Origin of the sequence: Pseudomonas sp. TH15, from assembly GCF_016651105.1 — a bacterium.
Lineage (GTDB): Bacteria > Pseudomonadota > Gammaproteobacteria > Pseudomonadales > Pseudomonadaceae > Aquipseudomonas.
Genome location: NZ_JAEKEL010000001.1, coordinates 4,155,233 through 4,174,957 on the forward strand (window position 1 = coordinate 4,155,233; position 19,725 = coordinate 4,174,957).

The window sequence follows — 19,725 nt, forward strand, 5'->3', positions numbered from 1 at the left end:
CGGGTCTTCATCTGATCAGGAGTGCACGATGGACCTCAACCGTCGTCAGTTCTTCAAGGTCGCCGGTATCGGCCTTGCGGGCTCAAGTCTCGGCGCGCTGGGTATGCTCCCCGCGACTGCCTTTGCCGAGCAAGTGCGTCATTTCAAACTCGCCCACACCCATGAAACCCGCAACACCTGCCCGTACTGCTCGGTGGGTTGCGGCTTGATCATGTACAGCCAGGGCGACCAGGCCAAGAACGTCGCCCAAAGCATCATCCACATCGAAGGCGACGCCGACCACCCGGTCAACCGCGGCACCTTGTGCCCCAAAGGCGCGGGCCTGCTGGACTTCATTCACAGCCCCAGCCGCTTGCTGTACCCACAGGTGCGCAAGCCCGGCAGCACCGAGTGGACGCGCATCTCCTGGGATGAAGCGCTGGACCGCGTGGCCGACCTGATGAAGGCCGACCGCGACGCCAACTTCATCGAGAAGAACGCCCAGGGCCAAACGGTGAACCGCTGGCTGACCACCGGATTTCTCGCAGCGTCAGCGGCGTCCAATGAAGCGGGCTACCTGACTCAGAAGGTCATTCGCAGTCTCGGCATGCTGGGGTTCGATAACCAGGCGCGTGTCTGACACGGTCCGACGGTGGCAAGTCTTGCCCCGACGTATGGCCGTGGTGCCATGACCAATACCTGGACCGATATCGCCAACGCGAACCTGATCCTGGTGATGGGCGGCAACGCAGCAGAAGCGCACCCTTGCGGCTTTAAATGGGTGACCGAAGCCAAGGCGCACAACAAGGCACGGTTGATCGTGGTCGATCCGCGATTCACCCGGACCGCCTCCGTGGCCGACTATTACGCGCCAATCCGCACGGGGACCGACATCGCCTTTATGGGCGGGTTGATCAATTACCTGCTGACCGAAGACAAGATCCAGCACGAGTACGTCAACGCCTATACGGACGTGTCGTTTATCGTCAAAGCCGGATTCAGCTTCGAAGACGGGATCTTCAGCGGCTACGACGCCGCCAAGCGCAGCTACACCGACAAGTCCGGCTGGGGCTATGAAATCGGCGAGGACGGTTTCGCCAAAGTCGACCCGACGTTGCAACACCCACGCTGCGTCTATCAACTGATGAAAGTCCATTACAGCCGCTACAACATCGACCTGGCCAGCCAGATCTGCGGCATGCCGGTGGACGCCATCAAGAAAATCTGGGAAGAAATCGCCACCTGCTCGACACCGGGCAAGACCATGACGATTCTCTACGCCCTGGGCTGGACGCAACACTCGATTGGTTCGCAAATCATCCGCAGCGCGGCGATGGTCCAACTGCTGCTGGGCAACGTCGGCATGCCGGGCGGCGGCGTCAATGCCCTGCGCGGGCACTCGAATATTCAGGGCCTGACCGACCTTGGCTTGCTCTCCAACTCGCTGCCGGGTTACCTGACCCTGGCCAGCGACGGCGAGCAGGATTACGACGGCTACATCACCAAACGGACGCAAAAACCGTTGCGCCCGGGACAACTGTCGTATTGGCAGAACTACAGCAAGTTCCACGTCAGCCTGATGAAATCCTGGTACGGCAACAACGCCACCGCCGAGAACCATTGGGCCTACGATTACCTGCCGAAACTCGACATCCCCAACTACGACATCCTGAAAATGTTCGACCTGATGGGGCAGGGCAAGGTCAACGGTTACATGTGCCAAGGCTTCAATCCGATCGCCGCGTTGCCGGACAAAAACCGCGTAATGGCGGCGCTGGCCAAGCTCAAATGGCTGGTGGTGATGGACCCGCTGTCCACCGAGACCTCGGAGTTCTGGAAAAACGTCGGGCCGTACAACGACGTGACCAGCGCTGACATTCACACTGAAGTCATTCGCCTGCCGACGACCTGTTTTGCCGAAGAGGACGGCTCGCTGGTCAACAGCAGCCGCTGGCTGCAATGGCACTGGAAAGGCGCCGACGGGCCGGGCGAAGCGCAGACCGACGTGAAGATCATGAGCGAGTTGTTCCTGCGCCTGCGCAAGCGTTATCAGGCGAATGGCGGCGCGTTCCCCGACCCGATCCTTAAACTGTCGTGGCCTTACAAAATCACCGACGAACCGTCGCCGGAAGAACTGGCCAAGGAAATCAACGGCGCCGCCACCACGGACTTCACCGATGCCACGGGGGTGGCGATCAAGGGCAACGCGCAACTGACCGGTTTCGCCCAGCTCAAGGACGATGGCAGCACCGCGTCCGGCTGCTGGATCTTCTGCGGTAGCTGGACCGAAATGGGCAACCAGATGGCCCGGCGCGACAACAGCGATCCGTACGGCATGAAGCAACATTTGGGATGGGCCTGGGCCTGGCCGATGAACCGGCGGATTCTCTACAACCGCGCTTCGGCTGACCCGCAAGGCAAGCCGTGGGACGAGAAAAAACGCCTGGTGTGGTGGAACGGCAAGGCCTGGGGTGGCACCGATGTGCCGGACTTCAAGGTCGATTCGCCACCGGAAGCCGGGATGAACCCGTTCATCATGAACCCCGAAGGCGTGGCGCGGTTCTTCGCCGTCGACAAGATGAACGAAGGCCCATTCCCCGAGCACTACGAACCGTTCGAAACCCCGATCGGCATCAACCCGTTGCACCCGAACAATAAGAACGCCACCAGCAACCCGGCGGCGCGGATCTTCGATTCGGTGTGGGAAACCCTCGGCGTGGCCAAGGATTATCCGTACGCCGCGACGAGTTATCGGCTGACCGAGCATTTCCACTTCTGGAGCAAGCACTGCAAGCTCAACGCGATTGCCCAGCCGGAGCAATTTGTCGAGATTGGCGAGGTGCTGGCCAAGGAGAAAGGCATCGTTGCCGGCGACAAGGTCCGGGTCAGCAGCAAGCGCGGCTTTATCGAAGCGGTGGCGGTGGTGACCAAGCGGATTCGTCCGTTGCAGGTCAACGGCCAGGTTGTGCACCACATCGGTATCCCGCTGCACTGGGGCTTTACCGGGCTGACGCGTCACGGCTATCTCACCAACACCCTCGTGCCGTTCCTCGGCGATGGTAATTCCCAGACCCCGGAATCCAAGTCATTCCTGGTCAACGTGGAGAAAGTCTAAATGGCCAGCCAAGACATCATCGCCCGCTCGGCCACCACCACCGTCCCGCCGTCGGTGCGCAATCAGGAGGAAGTGGCCAAGCTGATCGACACCACCAAATGCATCGGTTGCAAGGCTTGCCAGGTCGCCTGCTCGGAATGGAACGAGCTGCGCGACGACGTCGGCCACAACCTCGGCACCTACGACAACCCGCAAGACCTGAGTGCCGAAACCTGGACGTTGATGCGCTTCACCGAGCATGAAACCGACGCCGGTAATCTGGAATGGCTGATCCGCAAGGACGGCTGCATGCACTGCGCCGAACCCGGTTGCCTGGCGGCGTGCCCAAGTCCTGGCGCAATCATCAAGCATGCGAATGGCATCGTCGATTTCGATCAGGATCATTGCATCGGTTGCGGTTATTGCATCACCGGTTGCCCGTTCAACATCCCGCGGATCTCGCAAAAAGATCACAAGGCCTACAAGTGCACGCTGTGCTCGGACCGGGTCGCGGTGGGCCTGGAACCGGCCTGTGTGAAAACCTGCCCGACCGGCGCCATCGTCTTCGGTACCAAGGAAGACATGAAGGAACACGCCGCCGAACGGATCGTCGATCTCAAGAGTCGCGGCTTTGAAAACGCCGGTCTGTACGACCCGGCCGGGGTCGGCGGCACCCACGTGATGTACGTGCTGCACCATGCCGACACGCCACAGATATACGCCGGGCTGGCGAAGGATCCGGCGATCAGTCCGCTGGTGGGTTTGTGGAAAGGCGTGAGCAAACCCTTGGGCTTGTTGGCCATGGGCCTGGCGGTGCTGGCCGGGTTCTTCCACTACGTGCGTATCGGCCCGCAAGTGGTGGAAGAGGACGAATTGCCACCGGTTAACGATCCGGCAGTGCACGAAGTCGATCCGTCGGTGCACACCTTTGATCCGCGCGGGGAGAACAGACCATGATCCGCAAGCAGATCCTGCGCTATACCGCCAACCAGCGGACCAATCACTGGCTGGTGGTGATCCTGTTTTTCATGGCCGCGCTGTCGGGGATGGCACTGTTTCACCCGGCGCTGTTCTGGCTCAGCAACCTGTTCGGCGGCGGACCGTGGACGCGGATTTTGCATCCGTTCATGGGCGTGCTGATGTTTGTGCTGTTCCTCGGGTTGGTGATCCGTTTCTGGCGGGCCAACTTCTTTATTCGCAACGATGGGCTGTGGCTCAAGCGGATAGGGCGGGTGATCAAAAACGAGGAAGAGGGCGTGCCGCCGATTGGCAAATACAACCCTGGGCAGAAGCTGCTGTTCTGGACGTTGTTGTTGTGCATGTTAGGGTTGCTGTTCACGGGGTTGGTGATCTGGCGCGCGTATTTCAGTGTGTATTTCGGCATCACCCTCATTCGTTGGGCCATGCTGCTGCATGCGCTGGCGGGGTTTGTGCTGGTGTTGAGCATCATCATTCACATCTACGCCGGCATCTGGATCAAGGGCTCGATCAGCGCCATGTTGCACGGCTGGGTCAGCCGCGCGTGGGCCCGGAAACACCATGAACTCTGGTACCGCGAAGTGACCCGCGACGAAAACCCCGAGCAGCCGATCAGCAAAAAAGGATAAGCACTTGGCAACGATTCTTGAGCCTGGCGAGATCGAAGCAGCGGCGAGTTCACCACCGTTTCTGTACTTGCCACCGCGTAATCTGTTCACCTTGCGAGCGTTGGGGCTTGAGCGTTTGGCTGAAGGGCATCCGATGGCCGACTATTTGCGCTTGATCGCCGGTTTATGCCAAGCGCAACAACAAGTGCTGGACGATCCGCCCTCGACAGAAACCGTCGATCAGCAACGGCTTGAGCTGTGCCAGCAGCACGGCATGCCGCCGTTCGCTGCCGATACCCTGGTCCGCGAAGATGATTGGCAAGTCTGGCTGGACGCCTTGCTGCAACGCTACACGCCGCCCGCGCAACCCGCCGTGATGGATGCGCTCACCACTCTGCGCAGCGCCAGTCACGGGCAACTGCGCGCTTGGGCTGTGGCGCTGGTCAGCGGCCAATATTCAATGGTGCCGGCGGCATTGGTGCCGTTCCTCGGCGCGGCTTTGCAAGCGGCATGGAGCCATTGGCTGCTCAGCGTGGCCAACCTGCAACTGACACCCGGCAACAGCCTCAGCCAATGCCCGGCCTGTGGTTCACCGGCCATGGCCGGGGTCATTCGCCATCGCGGCAAACACAACGGTTTGCGGTATCTGGTGTGCTCGCTGTGCGCCTGCGAATGGCACGTGGTGAGGGTCAAGTGCGTGTACTGCGAGTCGAGCAAAGGCCTCGATTATTTCAGCCTTGAGGACGACCGCCACGCCGCCAATCAGGCACCGTTGCGCGCGGAAGTCTGTCCGAGTTGCAACAGTTATCTGAAATTGCTTTACCTGGAGAACGATGCCGAAGCCGAGGCGTTGTCGGCGGATCTCGGCAGTTTGCTGCTGGACATGCGTCTGGCCCAGGACGGCTACCAGCGTCTGGCACCGAATCTGTTGCTCGCACCGGGAGACGAATGACCGCAGCGTCTACACTCGCCGGACAGTCTTTTGTTTTTGGGAGTGGCTGATGTCTGCGAGCGGTGCCCTGCGTTTACCTTCCATTGATGGTTTATTGCGTCATCCCGCCTGTTTGCCGTTGGCCGAGCGTTACGGACGTGAGGCGTTGTTGGCGTGCCTGCGGCAACTGCTTGATGAACTGCGCCCCGGAGTGTTGAGCGGGCAGTTGTGCGCAGTCGAAGTCAGCGCCGAAGTGCTCGCCGGCCGCGTCGGTGAGCGCCTTGCCCAGCAACAGCGCAGCCATGTGCGGCGGGTGTTCAACCTGACGGGCACGGTGCTGCACACCAACCTTGGTCGGGCCTTGCTGCCCGAAGAAGCCATCGAAGCGGTGCAGATGGCGGCGCGTTATCCGATCAATCTTGAATTCGATCTGCACAGCGGCAAGCGTGGCGACCGCGACGACCTGATCGAAGGCCTGATCCGCGAGTTGACCGGCGCCGAGGCCGTCACCGTGGTCAACAACAACGCCGCTGCCGTGCTGCTGACCCTCAACAGCCTGGGCGCGCGTAAGGAAGGCATCATTTCCCGAGGCGAGCTGATCGAAATCGGCGGCGCGTTTCGCATCCCCGACATCATGGCCCGTGCCGGCGTGAAGCTTCACGAGGTCGGCACAACCAATCGCACCCACGCCAAAGACTATGAAGCCGCCATCGGCCCGCGCAGCGGTTTGGTGATGCGCGTGCATGCGAGCAACTACGCTATTTCCGGGTTCACCACGAGTGTGCCGACCGCTGAGCTGGCAGCGTTGGCGCACAAGCACGGTTTGCCGTTGCTGGAAGATCTGGGCAGCGGCAGTCTGCTGGACCTGACTCGCTGGGGGTTACCTGCCGAACCGACGGTGCGTCAGGCGCTGCTCGATGGTGCGGACATCGTCACTTTCAGCGGCGACAAGTTGCTCGGCGGTCCGCAGGCCGGGCTGATTGTCGGGCGCAAGGAGCTGATTGCGAAGATCAAGAAGAACCCGCTCAAGCGTGCGTTGCGGGTCGACAAGCTGACCTTGGCGGCGCTTGAAGCAGTGTTGGGGTTGTACCGCGATCCTGATCGTTTGGCCGAACGTTTGCCGAGTCTGCGCCTTTTGACCCGGCCGCAGGCTGACATCCTCGCGCAAGCCGAACGCCTGCAACCGGCATTGGCCCAGCGTTTGGGTAATGGCTGGAACGTAAGCGCGGTGCCTGCGCTGGGCATGATCGGCAGTGGCAGCCAACCGGTGGCGCGCTTGCCAAGTGCTGCGTTGTGCCTGCGGCCGCTGGTGTCGAAGCGTCTTCGCGGTCGGCAATTATTGAATCTGGAAGCGGCGTTTCGCACCTTGCCGATTCCCGTGCTCGGCCGTCTTGATGACGATGCCTTGTGGCTGGACCTGCGGCAACTGGACGACGAAGCGGCGTGGCTGGCGCAACTCGATCAGTTACCGGGAGGGGAAGGGTGATCGTCGGCACCGCAGGGCACATCGACCACGGCAAGACGTCGTTGCTTCAGGCCCTGACCGGCCAGGCCGGGGACCGTCGCCGTGAGGAACGCGAGCGCGGCATGACCATCGACCTCGGCTACCTCTACGCGGCGCTGGAACCCGGCGCCGAACTGACGGGGTTTATCGACGTGCCCGGTCATGAGCGATTCACCCACAACATGCTCGCTGGCGCACAGGGCATTGACCTGGTGCTGTTGGTGGTCGCGGCAGACGACGGCGTGATGCCCCAGACCCGCGAGCATCTGGCGATTGTCGAGTTGCTGGGCATCCCTCGGGCGCTGGTGGCGATCACCAAGTGCGACCGGGTCGAGGCGGGCAGGGTGGCGGAAGTTCAGCGCCAGACCCTGGATTTGCTGGCGAGCGGGCCGTTTGCCGAAGCGCCGATTCTAACCGTGTCGAGCGTCACGGCGCAGGGCATCGATGAGCTGCGCAAGGCGTTGTTGCACGCGCAAAGCAACGTGCAGGCGCGCAGCCGCGAAGGCGGTTTTCGGCTGGCCATCGACCGCGCGTTCAGCGTTGCCGGCGCCGGGATCGTGGTCACGGGCACCGCGTTGTCGGGCACGGTGTCGCTGGGTGACAAACTGGCGCTTGGGCCTTTCGGCAAATCGGTCAGGGTGCGCGGCTTGCATGCGCAGAACCAACCTGCCGAACAGGCCTTCGCCGGACAGAGGGTTGCCCTGAACCTGAGCGGCGAACGCCTTGAGCTGACGCAAATCCATCGCGGCCAATGGCTGCTGGCGGAGTGGCTGCTGGCACCCACCCAGCGAATCGACATCGAGTTTCAGATGCTGCCGGGTGAACGCACTTTCGAGCACTTTCACCCAGTACACCTGCACCTCGGCACGCAAGACGTCATCGCTCGAGTTGCATTGCTTGAAGGATCGCGCCTGAGTCCCGGCGAGCGCATGTTCGCGCAACTACTGATCAACGCGCCGGTTCACGCGGTGAAGGGCGATCGGCTGATCCTGCGCGACTCCAGCGCTCAACGCACCCTCGGAGGCGGCCGTGTGCTCGACCCGTTTGCCCCGGCCCGACAGCGCCGCAGCCCCGAACGGCTGGCACAACTCAAGGCTTTGGCCCGCAGCGAAAGCTTCGAGCAGGTCTTGCCGGCAATGCTTTATCACAGCGCGGGCGGTCTTGATCCGCAACGGCTGGAACGGCAATTCAATCGCCTGCGCTCAACGTGGTCGCTGCCGGAAAACGTGCGCCTGATCGACACCCGCCAAGGTCCTGTGCTGTTCAACGTGCAGCGTTGGGGGCAGTTGAAATTCACACTGCTGGAACACCTCGCACGCTTCCATCAACTGGAACCGGATCAAATGGGCCCGGACCGTGATCGCCTGCGCCGGTTCACCGGCACTGCGCTGGACCGGCCGACGTTCATCAGCCTGCTCGACGAATTGCTTGCCAGTGGCGCTATCGTCACCAGCGGGCCGTGGCTGCATCTGCCCGATCATCAAGTGCGCCTGAGTGAAGACGACGAAGCCTTGTGGCAACAATTGCAGCCAACGTTCGAAGCGGCCGGTTTCAATCCACCGTGGGTGCGTGACCTTGAACATGACGAAGTCGCGGTGCGCCTGCTGCTGCGCAAAATGGCGCGACTGGGGCTGCTGCACCAAGTGGTGCGCGACCTGTTTTTGAGCGACGTGCAGTTGCGCCGAATGGCCGAGGTGCTGCTGAAACTCGCCAGGGAAAATCCGCAGATCGAGGTGACAACCTTCCGCGATGCGCTAGGCTTGGGACGCAAACGCTGTATTCAGTTCCTCGAATACTTTGATCGCCTGGGCCTCACCCGGCGCATGGGCGAGTCACGGCAAATCCGCTACGACAATGCGTTGGCCAGCGCCGACGCGCACTGAGTTAATGGAAGGCAATCGCGCCCGGTGGCGCGGCCGGGCTTCAAACCCGGTTGGGGACGGCATCCGTTCCCGGGCAGGTTCGACTCCGGCTGCCTTCCGCCACATTTCTGCAACAGGCTGCAATTTCAGGCTGACAGGCTGGCTCGGCTGTCTTGCGCAAAATCAAAAGATCGCAGCCTTCGGCAGCTCCTACATGGGGGTAACATCCGCCAATCCTGGGAACGGACTGACGGAGATTCGCTTGAAAAGCACTACCCGGAAGGCTTCACGCGGTCAGTCAGTATTGTTGGTGGCTGACCTACCGCTTTCGCGAGCAGGCTCGCTCCCACAGGGTTCTGGGTTTTTGCAGATGTTGAGGCGGAGCCGGAATTTGCGGGAGCTGGCCTTGGCGGTGTGTCAGGCAACATTTTTGTTGGCTGACACACCTTTCGACCGCGTTACGACAGTGGTGGGGTGCGGGGCGGGATTTGGCGTTTGTTGCCGGTTGACTCGAACGCCGCGGCCAGACGCAGCAGGCTCGAATCGTCATACGCACGACCCGCAAAGGTCAGCCCGACCGGCATGCCGATGTCCGCCATGACACCCATCGGCACAGTCACCGTAGGCACACCGAGGTGGCGGATTGCGAGGTTGCCGTTGGCGACCCAGATGCCGTTGCTCCAGGCGATGTCCGCAGACGTCGGATTGACATCGCAATCCGCCGGGCCGACGTCGGCGACGGTCGGAAAGAGCACCGCGTCGAGGCCGAGCCTATCCATCCAGTGTTCAAGGTCGAGTCGACGGGTCTGTTCAAGCCCGCGGAGTCCGTCCGGCACGCTGCTGATCTGGTTCCACGGGGTGATGCCGCGCTCGGCCATCCGCACGTATTCGTCCATGCCGGCGGCGAGGTCGCCTTCACGGTTGGGGAGGGTGCCTGGGTCGTGCGGGAAGATCAGCGGTCCGTCCACGTCGACCAGACGATTGAGTTTCGGATCGCCGTTGGCCTGCAGGAAATCATCAAACGCCCAGGCCGTCAGGTCCCACAGTTCATGGTGCAGGAATTCCTTGGAAACGATGCCGCGATTGAACACTGTCGGCGCGCCAGGACGATCGCCTTCGCAATTGGAGACCAGCGGGAAGTCGACTTCAATTACTTCGGCGCCCGCAGCTTCGAGAGCCTGGCGAGCCTGCTTCCAGAGCTCGATCACCGAAGCGCGGGTGTTGATCCGTTGTCCCGTCGGGCCACCGATGCCCGGCGCTTCAGACGTGCCCGCTTCGGGGTCCGCGTTGATGTACATGCGGGGAACGCCGAGGCGTTTTCCAGCGAGCGCATCGGACGTTACGGCAAGCTCAGCGTAGGAGGCCGGGCGCACCGAGGCGACGCTCGGAATCGGCACCCACGGTTGCATCCGCCACAAATCGCCCCGTGTGTCGGGATCCTCCGCGACCACTACGTCGAGCACTTCGAGCAGGTCAGCCATGGTTCTGGCAAACGGTACGACAACGTCCATGGTTGGCGTCAACGGCCAGTTGCCGCGCACCGAGATCACGCCGCGCGAAGGCGTGTAGGCACACAAGCCATTGTTCGAGGCCGGGCCGCGTCCGCTCGACCAAGTCTCTTCCGCCAAACCGAATGCCGCGAAACTCGCCGCGGTAGCGGTACCGGCGCCGTTCGATGAGCCGGAAGCGAAAGGCGCGGTCAGGTAGTGCGCGTTGTACGGGCTCTCGGCACGACCGTAGACACCGCGTTGCATCCCGCCATTCGCCATCGGCGGCATGTTGGTCTTGCCCAGGCAAATCGCCCCGGCCGCGCGCAGGCGTTCGATGGTAAACGCATCGCGATACGCAATCAGGTTGGCGAAGGCGGGGCTGCCGGAAGCGGCGGTGAGCCCCTTCACCAGATAACTGTCCTTGGCCGTGTAGGGAATGCCATCGAGCGGACCGAGCGTTTCGCCTTTGGCCCGACGAGCATCGGACGCCTGCGCTTCGTTCAGCGCCTCGGGATTACGCACCACCAGCGCGTTGAGGGCGGTGGGTGTGTCGGGGCCGTCGTAGGCATCGATCCGGGCAAGATAGGCCTGCACCAGTTCAACCGCCGTGGTCTGGCCGGATTCGAGCGAGGCACGCAATTGCGCAATGGAAACTTCGGTGACCTCGATCATGCTGTTACCGCCGTTGGACGTACGGTGTTTTTCCTGGAATGGGAGTTCATAGCGGTTCTCGTTGCACGGCTTCAAGCGACAAGGTTAAGACTGGCGCCTATTTAACACCAAGCCGGGCGCGGAGTAATCGACGGGATTGATCTTTGTCCGCCCTGACACCGCGTGCAGCCCTTTCGCGAGCAGGCTCGCTCCCACAGAGGAACGCATTTCAATTGTGGGAGCGAGCCTGCTCGCGAAGGCGTCCGATCGGACAAACCATCACTCCAGCTAGAGAACGCCGTACTCACGGGCCGTGCGATCCACCGCAATGCGCGTCTTGTCGATCAGCTCATCAACCTCTTCACGGCTGGCAATCAATGCCGGCGCCATGATCATCCGCCCCAGTGTCGAGCGAATAATCACGCCCTCTTCGAAGCCGATCGTGCGGCAGCGCCAGGCCATGTCGTTTTCATTGGCGAAACGCTTGCGGCTGGCCTTGTCCTCGGCCAATTGCAGCGCCGCGACCATGCCCACGCCCTGGATATCGCCCACCAGCGGATGGTTGCCGAACACCTCGCGCAAGCACTGTTGCAGATAAGGTCCGATGTCATCCTTGACCCTCGCGACCACGCCTTCATCGCGCAGCGCCTTGAGGTTGGCAATCGCCACCGCCGCCGCCACCGGGTGCCCGGAATAGGTCAGGCCGTGGGCAAACACCCCGCCCTGCTCCACCAGTACCGAGGCTATTTTCTTCGACAGGATCAACCCGCCCATCGGGATATAGCCAGAGGTCAGCCCCTTGGCAATAGACAAGGTGTCCGGCTCAAAACCAAAGTGCTCATGAGCGAACCATTCTCCGGTGCGGCCAAAGCCTCCGATCACTTCGTCGGCACACAACAGCACATCGTACTTGCGACAAATGCGCTGGATCTCCGGCCAGTAGCTTTCTGGCGGAAAGATCATGCCGCCGGCGCCCTGGAACGGTTCAGCAATGAACCCTGCGACCTTGTCCGCGCCCAGTTCGAGAATCTTCGTTTCCAGCTGCTGCGCCGCCCGCAGGCCAAATTCGCTCGGGGTCAGGTTGCCCTCGTGGGCGAAATAGTACGGCTCATCGATGTGTTCAATGTCCGGAATCATGCCACCCATTTCGTGCATGAATTTCATTCCGCCCAGCGCCGTCGCGGCCAGGGTCGAGCCGTGGTAACCGTTCCAGCGACCAATCATGATTTTCTTTTCGGGCTTGCCGAGCACCTGCCAGTAGCGGCGCACGGTACGGATCAGCACCTCGTTGGCTTCGGAGCCGGAGTTGGTGTAGATCGCGTGGCTGTAGTGCCCCGGCAGCAGGCTGAACAGCAGCTCCGACAGCTCGATCACCTGCGGGTGGGTGGTGTGGAAAAACATGTTGTAGTACGGCAACTGCTCCAGCTGCCGAGTCGCGGCAGCGGCCAGGTCCTTGCGGCCGTAACCGAGGTTGGTGCACCACAGCCCGGACATGCCGTCGAGGTAACGTCGACCGTCGTTGTCCCACAGGTGCAGGCGCTCGCCACGGACCATCACCCGGGGGCCTTCGTCATTGAGTGCCTTCTGATCGACGAATGCGTGGATGTGGTGCGCAGCGTCGGCGGCCTGGTAGTCGCGGGTGCTGCGGGTCTGATCGAATTCGGCGGACATGCTGATCTCCAGATAAACAGGACGAGTGAGTGCGTTCGTTGCAGCGGTGCACGGCTAATATTTTTCACTATAAAATATTTTTGTAAAGAAAATATTTGTCGATGGAAAAACAAATCCGTAGGCTAAGGCGCATTGGCAAGGCACGGCAGGCAAGGCATGAGCGGACTCAGAGAACGGCAGAAGGAACAGCGCAGGGAAGTGATCGCGCAGGCAGCCCTGGAGCTGTTTATCAGCAACGGGTTCGGCGCGACCACGCTTGAACAAATTGCCAATGCAGCGGCGGTTTCCGCGCCGACGGTGACCAACTACTTCGGCGGCAAGCAGGAGATTCTGCTGGCACTGCTCAAGCAACCGGACGAGCAGGCCATGCGCGAGGCGCGGGCCAATCTCGATGACGACAGCGATCCACTTGAGGCGTTGTGCGAGTTCGAAGGCCTGATGACCGATTACCAACTGCAAGCCATGCCGGCGTCACTGTGGCGCGAATTGGCGCCGTTTCTGCTTACCGGTGAGCTGGCCCAGGCGTTGAGCCCGTGGAATGCGGCGGTGATCGAAGAAACCAAAGCGTTGCTGGTGCATTTTCAGGCACTGGGCAAAGTCCGCGAGTCCGTCGATATCGATGTGGCTGCGACCTTGTTCAACCAGTACGCGAACATGGCCTTTATTCGACTGGCGACCGAAGCGGCGCCGGATCGAGAAGCGCATGCCGGGCATATGCGCAGTGTGCTGGGGCTGATCTGTCACGGCATTCTGAGCCTGGCGCCGGAGCCGAAGGACAGGTGATCAACCGTGGCGAGGGCGCTTGCTCCCTCGCCACGGGGGTCTTCAACATCGAGAGGTCAGGCTTTCGGCAACCACGGTTGCATCTGCTCCAGCAAACCCCGTCCGCCCCGGCGCAATCCTGCCGCCAGGCTCAGCCATGACAGGTCGGTCATGATCACCTCGCAGGCGCGCAGCAAGCGAACTTCCCCGGCCGTGCCGCCGGCAGTCCCGCCATCAGGCATGTACACCGTCATCCAGTCGCCGACGCTCTCCACCACCAGACACAGGCGCCAGCCTTGCTCTTCGGCGATCATGCCGACCTTCGTCCCCTCGGCGTGCTCCATGCCGGCAAACCGCGCCGTGGTGTCCTTGAGCAACTGATAACCCGGCAAATTGCTCAGCACTTTGTCTTCGGTGGCTTCAATCGCCCGGGCCGCCGCCGAGGTCTTGGCCAGAAGGCCGGCAAGAAAACACAGGACGATCAGGCCCACCAGCGTGGCTAGCGTCACCACTGTCACGCCCGCCACATCATGACCTTCGAACATCGGCAGCAACTTTTGCACCGGCCCGCGCAGCAGGTGAATGGCTTTCTCGATCAGGACGAAGATCAGCACCAACGGCAGAATAAACAGCAGTCCGCCGATCACGGTGGTTTTGATGAACTTGAACATGACAGCTCCTTGATGACGATCAGCAATCAAGGCTAGCTGATAAAAATCCCGGAGCAGGGGTGATATTGAACTTGCGTGGGACCACGGCGGCCGGATGTATGCGAAGACCGACAATGGCTGGCTTGACGCCTGTTTCTACTGTCCCCGGCCCCTGAATGGACGCGCAGGCTTGAAGAAACCGAATGACTGTGTGGCGAGGGAGCAAGCTCCCTCGCCACAAGGTGGTGGATTGATTACTCGTTGATGCGCGGGTGCTGCTGCACCAGGTTCTTGCGCTTGGCTTCCAGCGCGGCGATTTCAGCGTCGATGTCTTCGATCTTCTGTTCAATATTGTCTTCATGCTCCTGCAGCAGCTCTTTCGCTTCCTCAATATCAGAAGCTGCCGGAGCGGCACCACGCAGGGGCTGGTTGGCGGTTTCTTTCATGGTTATGCCGGTCACCAGGCCCACCACGGCGATCACCATCAGGTAGTACGCCGGCATGTACAGGTCATTGGTGCTTTCCACCAGCCAGGCCACTGCGGTCGGGGTCAGGCCTGCAATCAGCACTGAGACGTTGAAGGCACTGGCCAGAGCGCTGTAGCGGATGTGAGTGGGGAACATTGCCGGAAGGGTCGACGCCATTACGCCGATGAAGAAGTTGAGCACGACGGCAATGATCAGCAGCCCCGAAAAAATCAGCCCGAGCTTGCCGCTGTTGATCAGCATAAAGGCCGGAATGGCGAGGCAGAACAGCGCGATGCTGCCGAAGAGGATGAACGGCCGGCGGCCAATTTTGTCGCTGATAAAGCCGATCATGGGCTGTACGAACAACATGCCGACCATGATCGCGATGATGATCAACACCCCATGGTTTTCGCTGTAGTGCAGGTTGTGCGAGAGGTAGCTCGGCATGTAGGTGAGCAGCATGTAGTAGGTGACGTTGGTGACGGCCACCACGCCGATGCAGGTCATCAGGCTGCGCCAGTGCTTGGTGGCGACTTCCTTGAAGGACACTTTCGGTCCGCGCGCCAAACCTTCACGATCACCTTGCTCGAGCTTTTCTACATGCTGCTGAAAGGCCGGGGTCTCTTCGAGTGCGTTACGCAAGTAGAGACCGATCATGCCCAGGGGCAAGGCGAGGAAGAAGGGCAGGCGCCAGCCCCACGCCTGGAATTGCTCTTCGCCTATCACCGCGGAAATCAGCACCACCAGGCCTGCACCGAGTACAAAACCGGCGATAGAGCCGAAGTCCAGCCAGCTCCCGAGAAAGCCGCGCTTGCGGTCCGGGGCATACTCGGCGACGAAGATCGAGGCGCCGGTGTATTCGCCGCCCACCGAGAAGCCTTGGGCCATCTTGGCCAGCAACAGCAGGATAGGCGCCCAGATGCCGATCGAGGCATAGGACGGAATCAGCCCGATGGCGAAGGTGCTGAGGGACATGATCACGATGGTGGCCGCCAGGACTTTCTGCCGACCATATTTGTCGCCTAATGAACCGAAGAACAGACCGCCCAAAGGACGGATCAGGAACGGCACCGAGAAGGTGCCCAGCGCGGCAATCATCTGCACGCTGGGAGACGCGTCGGGAAAGAACACCTTGCCGAGCACGTAGGCGACAAAGCCATAGACGCCGAAGTCGAACCATTCCATGGCATTGCCCAGTGCGGCGGCAGTGATCGCCTTGCGCATCTTGGCGTCGTCGACAATGGTGATGTCTTTCAGGCCGATCGGTTTGACGCTGTTTTTACGTGATTTCATCCGGGTTTTCTCTTTACTGATCCATCTTGCCGCGTTGATGCCATCTAATTGATGGCGCGTGCTCTTTGGGTCAGATACATGAGGACACGAAATAATTCACCGCTAACTGCTTTTTTCCCTGTAGGCGCTGCCGAAGGCTGCGATCTTTTGATCTTGCCTCGCGAAAACGGCAAACCCCGCCATCCCGATCGAACAGGATGGCGGGGTTCTTCTGCCTGATGGAATTGCGTTGCTTACTCGGCAGTCTTCGCGGGCAAGCCCGCTCCCACAGTTGATCGCGTTCCAATGTGGGGGCAGGCTTGCTCGCGAAGGGGCCAGAGGATTACTGAATAACTCAGCAAGCGTTCACAGTCGCGGCCTCAACCCGGCACCTGCAGATTATCCAGCACCCGATTCACCGCCAGTTCCCCCAGCATGATCAGTTGCGCAATCCCCAGCAGCGTCCGGCGTTGTGAGGCGGGTATGAGATGAGCGAAATCATTGACGATGGTTCTGGCAGAAGCGAGGGTTTCGCAGGCATCGACCAGCAGCTCTTCGTTTTTGAAGTCTGCTGTTACGGCATACATCCTGCGGGTTTTACGGGGCGCTGGCACAGACCCGGGCGGGCAGAGGTAGTAATCGAGAGCGCGATCGGCGGCGTCGTTGAGTTTTTTGGAATCGGCGGTTTCGTACGGGGAAACGTCATCGGTTTCTGGCGGATTGGGGGGTGATCTTGAACATTTGGAGCTCCTTGATTAATGGAGCTACCACGTTTCGCTGCGAAACGAAGAGAGGTGGCAGCTATGCGCGGGTTCGCAGACCGGGAATCAAGGAACCCGGCAGACCCGAAGATCTCCCGCACACAGCCGCCATAACGCAATGCAGTAGACAAAAAAGCGTCGACTGAAAGGATACAGTGGCGCTATGCGCCTTGATTAACCCGGGCTGCGAAACCCGACCACTGATTAGCAGTGGCAGGCAAACGATAAGACTCGGGCTATAGACGCACAAGCCGGCGGATTCTGACGTAGCCGTAGGCAGCGGCGCAAGGATGTGTAGCCGCGGAGAATGTCTGGAGATGTCTTTTAAACATCGCTGTTTAGATCAAAAGATCGCAGCCTTCGGCAGCTCCTACATAGCCCGGTGTAGGAGCTGCCGAGGGCTGCGATCTTTTGATCTTACCTCGCGAAAACGGCAAACCCCGCCATCCCGATTGAGCAGGATTGCGGGGTTTTTCTGCCTGATGAAATTGCGTTGCTTACTCGGCAGTCTTCGCGAGCAGGCTCGCTCCCACAGTTGATCGCGTTCCAATGTGGGAGCGAGCCTGCTCGCGAAGGGGCAAGAGGGTTACTGAGTAACTCAGCAAGTGCTCACAGTCGCGGCCTCAACCCGGCACCTGCAGATTATCCAACACCCGATTCACCGCCAGTTCTCCGAGCATAATCAGTTGCGCAATCCCCAGCAGCGTCCGGCGTTGTGAAGCGGGGATGAGATTGGCGAAATCATTGACGATGGTTCTGGCTGAAGCCAGTGTTTCGCAGGCATCGACCAGCAGCTCTTCGTTTTTGAAGTCTGCTGTTACGGCATACATCCTGCGGATTTTACGGGGCGCCGGCACAGACCCGGGCGGGCAGAGGTAGTGATCGAGGGCGCGGTCGGCAGCGTCGTTGAGCATTTTCGACTCGATGGATTCGTAAGGGGAGGTGAGGTCTGTTTCGGGCGGATTCGGCGTTGGTTTTATCATGGCAAAAGCCTCTAGAGTCATGGAGCTGCCACGATTCGCTGCTAGACGAAAATAAGGTGACAGCTGTGCGCGGGCTAGCAGACCGGGACTCTAGAGACCGGTAGACCCGAAGGTCTTCCCACGCACAGCCGCCATAACGTGAACGGATCACGAACGGTGAACGCTATGCGTCTAAAGTACCCAGGCTGCTAGACCCGATCGCTGAATTGCAGCGACACGGGAACGATAGTGTCCGGATGCCAGGCACACAAGCCGGCGGATTCTGGCGTAGTTGTAGGCAATGGAGCAAGAACCTGTAGCCTTCGGCGCGTGTCTGGAAGTGTCTTTTAAACGTGTCCGTGTAGATCAAAAGATCGCAGCCTTCGGCAGCTCCTACATAGGCCGGTGTAGGCGCTGCCGAAGGCTGTGTTTTCTAACGCAACGCCTAATTCGTCAGCGAAACAACGATATCCAGCGCATTGATCGGCAGGTATATCAGGGTGACAGTCGTGTAGGCCTTGCGTGATTTCGCCGCGAAAGCACACAGCGGAAGAATGATCATCAACACATCCAGCACACCCCACAGCGCAATCGGCGAGGCTTGAAACAGGAACACGTTAACGATCAGCCCGAGAAACAGATACGTCGACAACGAGAGCAGGGCGTAGCGGCCGTCCTGTTCGAAATAGACCCGCAAGCCGTTCTGTTCATCTTCGCTTCGACTCGGCAGCAACAGCGCCGAAGAGACGAACAGCGACAGCGCCAACAGCACCAGCAACAAAAACTCCGCGAAGGAAAAGGTCGACTTGATCTGCGGCAGCGAATTGACCGCCCACCAAAAATCCAGCTGCGTGGCGAACAGCGTAACGGCCCAGACCAACGCCACCCAATCCGGCGCCGCCACCCGGCGGATGCGGAACACCGTCAACGCACCGAGCAGCAGCCGAGTGACCGACAGCCCCAGAATCATCGAGAGAATTGTCGCTACGATGGGGAAATTGCTCATCACTGGCCGTGTCCCGTGTGCTGCCAATACCTGCATTTCACGTTAGACGAGAAAACGGCCGCACTACCGACGAATCGCTCCATATGATTGCCCCAGATCACTGGCCCAGCCATCCAGCACCCCTTTGACGTCATCCGCCGTCAGCACCTGTTTGTCGTTTTCCAGCGCCACACCGGTGCCCTTGCGCACGACTTCGGCAACCACTTCGCCGGTCGAGCCATCCTCGAACGAGACTTCGGTGGCTATTTCACTGTCCTGATCGCGAATGCCGGCAGCGGTGCTGACCCCGGCAGCCACCAAAGTGACCGGCAACCATTCATAAAAGCGCAACCCCTGAGTGCTCGCGGCAACCCGGGTAATCGCGGGCCTGACGATCAGCGTATCCGGGCCGGGCATGGACACCAGTTGCAGGACTTTGCCCAGTTCGTTTCTCAGGGCCGCGTCGTAATACTCGGTGACGCCAGACAGCGTGCTCAACGGAATACGCCCGGTCGGTTCAACACCGGGGTAAAACTGGCTCGGCGCCAGATAAACTTTGGTGTAGCGGCCCCTGGCCAAGGCCGGGCTGACCCAACTCAGGACGTTGTGCCCCGACGGTGATTGGTGCTCTTTCAGAACGCTGTAATCATGCAGAAACCCCGTCTGTTCAGCGTTATTGCTGCTGCACCCGGACAGGCTCAGGGACGCGGTGCACAGCAACGACATCAGGCAATGGCCTCTCATCAACGCACTTCCTGTTGCTTGGGCGTGGAGTGGTCCGAGCACTCGATGTGCAACTGGCCGTGGCGCATGATCCAGTCGATAAGGTCGGCGGCGGCGATACTGTGGACGTACTCGACCCAGTGCGCACTGGTCGGGCTGAATTGCTCGAAGTAGCGACGCAGGACGATCCGGCTCTGATCGCTGGACACGCCCAGGCATGATTCCTGAAACACAATCGGCGTGTCGGGGCCGAGCGCGGCGGTACGCTGGCTGAGGATCAAGGGACGACTGCTGTGATGTCCCCCGGTGCTATGGCTGTTGTTCAATACCTTCATGCGAACCCCCTGGATTGGAATGGCTGCAGAGTGCCCGAGG

15 protein-coding genes, 1 tRNA gene and 1 pseudogene are annotated in these 19,725 nt (G+C 60.6%); 8 read left to right on the plus strand and 9 right to left on the minus strand.

Features of this window, described 5'->3' with window-relative positions; all coding sequences use genetic code 11:
- The first annotated feature begins 28 nt into the window (after window positions 1–28).
- The 7 genes from fdnG to JFT87_RS18580 all read left to right on the plus strand — a co-directional run bounded on the left by fdnG (window position 29) and on the right by JFT87_RS18580 (window position 9,079).
- Window positions 29–3,094, plus strand: a complete 3,066-nt coding sequence (fdnG, locus tag JFT87_RS18550) for a formate dehydrogenase-N subunit alpha (protein WP_201203567.1) — start codon at window positions 29–31, stop codon at window positions 3,092–3,094.
- Window positions 3,095–4,030 carry a formate dehydrogenase subunit beta gene (gene fdxH, locus JFT87_RS18555; RefSeq protein ID WP_201203570.1) on the plus strand — a complete coding sequence of 312 codons (936 nt, stop codon included), beginning with the start codon at window positions 3,095–3,097 and terminating at the stop codon, window positions 4,028–4,030.
- Entirely contained in the window at window positions 4,027–4,680 is a 654-nt protein-coding gene (locus JFT87_RS18560) for a formate dehydrogenase subunit gamma (RefSeq protein WP_201203571.1), read from the plus strand. The genes fdxH and JFT87_RS18560 overlap by 4 nt, the downstream gene beginning before the upstream one ends.
- 4 nt (window positions 4,681–4,684) lie before the next feature.
- A complete protein-coding gene (gene fdhE, locus JFT87_RS18565; protein ID WP_201203574.1) occupies window positions 4,685–5,611 on the plus strand; it encodes a formate dehydrogenase accessory protein FdhE in 927 nt (308 codons plus the stop codon).
- A gap of 49 nt (window positions 5,612–5,660) precedes the next feature.
- Window positions 5,661–7,076, plus strand: a complete 1,416-nt coding sequence (gene selA / locus JFT87_RS18570) for an L-seryl-tRNA(Sec) selenium transferase (protein WP_201203575.1) — start codon at window positions 5,661–5,663, stop codon at window positions 7,074–7,076.
- A complete protein-coding gene (gene selB / locus JFT87_RS18575; RefSeq protein ID WP_201203576.1) occupies window positions 7,073–8,977 on the plus strand; it encodes a selenocysteine-specific translation elongation factor in 1,905 nt (634 codons plus the stop codon). Before selA ends, selB begins: the two co-directional genes overlap by 4 nt.
- Before the next feature lie 6 nt (window positions 8,978–8,983).
- Window positions 8,984–9,079 (plus strand) — tRNA-Sec (locus JFT87_RS18580).
- Window positions 9,080–9,414: 335 nt separating this feature from the next.
- On the opposite strand, the gene JFT87_RS18585 is transcribed toward JFT87_RS18580, so the two are convergent.
- Together JFT87_RS18585 and JFT87_RS18590 are read right to left on the minus strand one after the other, a co-directional pair.
- On the minus strand, window positions 9,415–11,118 hold the full coding sequence (locus JFT87_RS18585; protein ID WP_201203577.1) for an amidase: 1,704 nt from the start codon (window positions 11,116–11,118) through the stop codon (window positions 9,415–9,417).
- A 267-nt stretch (window positions 11,119–11,385) separates the two neighbouring features.
- A complete protein-coding gene (locus tag JFT87_RS18590) occupies window positions 11,386–12,768 on the minus strand; it encodes an aspartate aminotransferase family protein (RefSeq protein ID WP_201203578.1) in 1,383 nt (460 codons plus the stop codon).
- A gap of 156 nt (window positions 12,769–12,924) precedes the next feature.
- Here JFT87_RS18590 and JFT87_RS18595 point away from each other — a divergent pair, with 156 nt between their 5' ends.
- Window positions 12,925–13,551, plus strand: a complete 627-nt coding sequence (locus tag JFT87_RS18595) for a TetR/AcrR family transcriptional regulator (RefSeq protein ID WP_201203579.1) — start codon at window positions 12,925–12,927, stop codon at window positions 13,549–13,551.
- 56 nt (window positions 13,552–13,607) lie between these two features.
- Here JFT87_RS18595 and JFT87_RS18600 read toward each other — a convergent pair whose 3' ends face one another.
- The 7 genes and pseudogenes from JFT87_RS18600 to JFT87_RS18630 form a co-directional block, all read right to left on the minus strand.
- Window positions 13,608–14,201 carry a hypothetical protein gene (locus JFT87_RS18600; protein ID WP_201203580.1) on the minus strand — a complete coding sequence of 198 codons (594 nt, stop codon included), beginning with the start codon at window positions 14,199–14,201 and terminating at the stop codon, window positions 13,608–13,610.
- 233 nt (window positions 14,202–14,434) lie between these two features.
- Window positions 14,435–15,940 carry a glycine betaine/L-proline transporter ProP gene (gene proP / locus JFT87_RS18605; protein WP_201203581.1) on the minus strand — a complete coding sequence of 502 codons (1,506 nt, stop codon included), beginning with the start codon at window positions 15,938–15,940 and terminating at the stop codon, window positions 14,435–14,437.
- 359 nt (window positions 15,941–16,299) lie between these two features.
- Window positions 16,300–16,644, minus strand: a pseudogene (locus JFT87_RS18610) (DUF6124 family protein); the annotation flags it as partial.
- 659 nt (window positions 16,645–17,303) lie between these two features.
- Window positions 17,304–17,663, minus strand: coding sequence for a DUF6124 family protein (locus tag JFT87_RS18615; protein WP_201205263.1), 360 nt, complete (start codon window positions 17,661–17,663; stop codon window positions 17,304–17,306).
- A gap of 424 nt (window positions 17,664–18,087) precedes the next feature.
- On the minus strand, window positions 18,088–18,648 hold the full coding sequence (locus JFT87_RS18620) for a hypothetical protein (protein WP_201203583.1): 561 nt from the start codon (window positions 18,646–18,648) through the stop codon (window positions 18,088–18,090).
- Between the two features lie 63 nt (window positions 18,649–18,711).
- A complete protein-coding gene (locus JFT87_RS18625) occupies window positions 18,712–19,371 on the minus strand; it encodes a DUF3313 domain-containing protein (RefSeq protein WP_201203585.1) in 660 nt (219 codons plus the stop codon).
- Window positions 19,371–19,685 carry a hypothetical protein gene (locus JFT87_RS18630; protein WP_201203588.1) on the minus strand — a complete coding sequence of 105 codons (315 nt, stop codon included), beginning with the start codon at window positions 19,683–19,685 and terminating at the stop codon, window positions 19,371–19,373. The genes JFT87_RS18625 and JFT87_RS18630 overlap by 1 nt, the downstream gene beginning before the upstream one ends.
- Window positions 19,686–19,725: the final 40 nt, after the last annotated feature.